The 3010-nt window shown below is 70.4% G+C and carries 4 protein-coding genes and 1 pseudogene; 3 read left to right on the forward strand and 2 right to left on the reverse strand.

Going from position 1 to position 3010, the window contains the following annotated elements:
• A partial coding sequence (locus ACFU99_RS39245) for an enoyl-CoA hydratase-related protein (protein ID WP_384402204.1) occupies positions 1 to 537 on the reverse strand: 537 nt, incomplete at its 3' end.
• Positions 538 to 863: 326 nt separating this feature from the next.
• Here ACFU99_RS39245 and ACFU99_RS39250 point away from each other — a divergent pair.
• Positions 864 to 1031, forward strand: coding sequence for a DUF3117 domain-containing protein (locus tag ACFU99_RS39250; protein WP_003966491.1), 168 nt, complete (start codon positions 864 to 866; stop codon positions 1029 to 1031).
• Positions 1032 to 1193: 162 nt separating this feature from the next.
• Here the strand turns inward: ACFU99_RS39250 and ACFU99_RS39255 are convergent.
• Positions 1194 to 1861, reverse strand: a pseudogene (locus ACFU99_RS39255) (O-methyltransferase).
• Positions 1862 to 1992: 131 nt separating this feature from the next.
• On the opposite strand from ACFU99_RS39255, the gene sigE reads away from it, so the two are divergent.
• Positions 1993 to 2757, forward strand: a complete 765-nt coding sequence (sigE, locus tag ACFU99_RS39260; RefSeq protein WP_384402210.1) for an RNA polymerase sigma factor SigE — start codon at positions 1993 to 1995, stop codon at positions 2755 to 2757.
• The coding region (locus tag ACFU99_RS39265) for an anti-sigma factor family protein (RefSeq protein WP_384402207.1) at positions 2754 to 3010 on the forward strand (257 nt) is incomplete at its 3' end. The genes sigE and ACFU99_RS39265, both read left to right, overlap by 4 nt.

The following is a 3010-nucleotide window of genomic DNA, read 5'->3' on the forward strand; positions in this document are numbered from 1 at the left end:
CGCCTCCTGGGCGGGGACGTTGCGCGGGAAGAGCAGCAGGTCGGCGGCGCGGCCGTGGCCGATGAGGCGCGGCAGCGTCCAGGAGACGCCCGAGTCGGCGGTGAGCGCGACCCCGGCGAAGGAGGTGTTGAAGGAGGCGGTGTCCGCGACGACCCGGTAGTCGGCGGCGAGCGCGAACCCCGCCCCCGCCCCCGCCGCGACGCCGTTGACCCCGGCCACGACCGGCTTCGGCATCTCGGCGAGCGCGGTGACGATGGGGTTGTAGTGCTCACGCACGGTGCTCATCGTGCGGCTCTCGCCGCGCTCGCTGTCCTCGCTCAGCAGCCCGATGTGCTCCTTGAGGTCCTGGCCCACGCAGAAGGCGCGCCCGGTGGCGGTCAGCAGCACGGCCCGGACCGCCGGGTCCGCCGCGGCCTGCCGCACGCTCTCGCGGAGCGTGACCTTCGCCTCCGTGTTCAGCGCGTTCATGGCGTCGGGGCGGTTCAAGGTGATCGTCGCGAGTCCGTCGGTCACCTCGTAGAGCACGGTGTCGGCCATGGTGCATCCCTTCCGTCGGGGCTCGGTACGTGCCGCCGAAGCCCGCGGCGGCGGCGCGCAGCGCTCAGCATGCCGGAGATCGCCGGGCGGGGACATGTGACCTGCGTCAAAGAATCGGGCCGGGGCACCCCTGAGATGGCGGCGCAGTATCGCAGCCGGATCGCCGAATTGGGTGGTTTTGCGCGAGCGCGTTGCAGAAGGGATGCCGACCGATGTTGGTCATCGGGTCGTTCGATGCGGGATAATGGCCTTGAAGCAATGTGTTCGATGCCGGTGACACCTGGGTTGTCGGCTGCGATGAGCTGGTTTCAGGAAGGGGAACGAGCATGGCGGCCATGAAGCCGCGGACGGGCGACGGCCCGCTCGAGGTGACCAAGGAGGGGCGGGGCATCGTCATGCGCGTTCCGCTCGAAGGCGGCGGTCGGCTTGTCGTCGAGCTGACACCGGACGAGGCGGACGCCCTCGGGGATGCCCTGAAGAAGGTCGTCGGCTGACACATTTGGCCCGCGTTTTTCTGCGCTGCCCTGCCGCTTCGGTGCGAACCGAGCGGCGGGGCAGTGGCATTTCCGCCGCCTTACGGCAGTAGCTTCCCGAACGCCCTTTGCAGGATTGTCCGAATTTCCGCGGCTGGGCCGAAGACGGGGCCGGCGGGCGGTTCAGGGGCGTTTGACCGCGCACAGCAGGCCGTCGCCCACCGGCAGCAGCGACGGCAGCAGGGCCGTCGACTCGCGTACGGCCCGCAGCAGTTCCCGCAGCCGCTGCACCTCGGCGGGCTGCGCGGCGGAGTCCACGGTGCGGCCGTCGGCGAACACGCCCTCGAAACAGACCAGCCCGCCGGGTCTCAGCAGCCGCAACGATTCGGCGAGGTAGTCGAGGCACTCCAGCCGGTCACCGTCGCAGAACACCAGGTCGTAGCCGCCGTCCGCGAGGCGGGGCAGGACCTCCAGCGCGCGGCCGGGGATGAACCGCGCCCGGTTGCCCGCGAACCCCGCGGCCCGGAACGCCTCGCGCGCGAACTGCTGCCGTTCCGGCTCGCTGTCCACGGTCGTCAGCACACCGTCCGGGCGCATGCCGTGCAGCAGGTGGATGCCGGACACCCCGGTGCCCGTGCCGATTTCGGCGACGGCCTTGGCGTCCACCGTGGCGGCGAGCAGGCGCAGCGCGGCGCCGGTGCCGGACGACACCGAGTGGAGACCTGCCTCACGAGCCCGGTCACGGGCCCAGCGCAACACCTCGTCCTCGGCGACGAACGCATCCGCGAATGCCCAGCTCGTCTGCCGGTTGCCGGTAATGGCCCTCTCCTCTGTCCCCGTAGTCCACGCAACCGTGACTGTATCCGCTGCCCACGGGAACCCGCAGATGGGACCGGGCGTTGGTAAGGGGTGGGGGAAGCCGATGAAGCTGGACCAAATGCAGGTCAAAAATGCTTATCCGGAGCTAACGGGCGAGGTGGATATGGTAGGGGCTCTACTGGACACCACCAGAGCCGATAGGGGAGGTGCGGCTTCGGCCGGCGACCGCAGGGGAGTGCTGAGGCGCTTCCGGAGGTCTTCCGGCGAGCCGAAATCCGTGACCAACACCGCTGACCGTTCCCGCACCGCAAACTCCGCCACCGCGACTTTCGCCACCGATGCGGATGCGCCGGCGTGGACCCCTCCCACCTGGGAGGAGATCGTCAGCACGCACAGCGCACGGGTCTATCGCCTCGCGTATCGGCTCACGGGCAACCAGCACGACGCCGAGGACCTCACACAGGAGGTCTTCGTCCGCGTCTTCCGCTCGCTGTCCACCTACACTCCGGGGACGTTCGAGGGGTGGCTGCACCGCATCACCACCAACCTGTTCCTCGACATGGTCCGCCGCCGGCAGCGCATCCGCTTCGACGCGCTCGGCGACGACGCGGCGGAGCGGCTCCCCAGCCGCGAGCCCTCGCCGCAGCAGCACTTCAACGACACCCACTTCGACGCCGACGTCCAGCAGGCGCTGGACACGCTCGCGCCGGAGTTCCGCGCGGCCGTCGTGCTGTGCGATATCGAAGGGCTGTCCTACGAGGAGATCGCCGCCACCCTCGGCGTGAAGCTCGGCACCGTGCGCAGCCGCATCCACCGCGGCCGCTCGCACCTGCGCAAGGCCCTACAGCACCGCTCGCCCGCCGCTCGGGCCGAGCAGCGTGCCGTCGCGACCGTGGCTCCGCTGAGTGGGGAGGTAGGAATCGCGTGACCGGATCAGGCGGTCAGTCCCCCGCCGAGCAACATCTCGGCGACCGCCTCGCGGCCCTGGTCGACGGGGAGTTGGGGCACGATTCTCGGGAGCGGGTGCTCGCGCACCTGGCTACGTGCGGAAAGTGCAAAGCGGAGGCCGACGCGCAGCGCCGGCTCAAGAGCGTGTTCGCCGAGACGGCGCCGCCGCTGCCCTCGGAGGGGTTCCTCGCGCGGCTTCAGAGCCTGCCCGGCGGGGGACCCGGAGACGACAG

The organism is Streptomyces sp. NPDC057654 (assembly GCF_042800135.1).
Classification (GTDB): domain Bacteria; phylum Actinomycetota; class Actinomycetes; order Streptomycetales; family Streptomycetaceae; genus Streptomyces.

Coding starts and splice junctions, on each gene's coding strand:
- ACFU99_RS39250 (WP_003966491.1), top strand. CDS start 864: ATGGCGGCCATGAAGCCGCGGACGGGCGACGGCCCGCTCGAGGTGACC.
- sigE (WP_384402210.1), top strand. CDS start 1,993: ATGGTAGGGGCTCTACTGGACACCACCAGAGCCGATAGGGGAGGTGCG.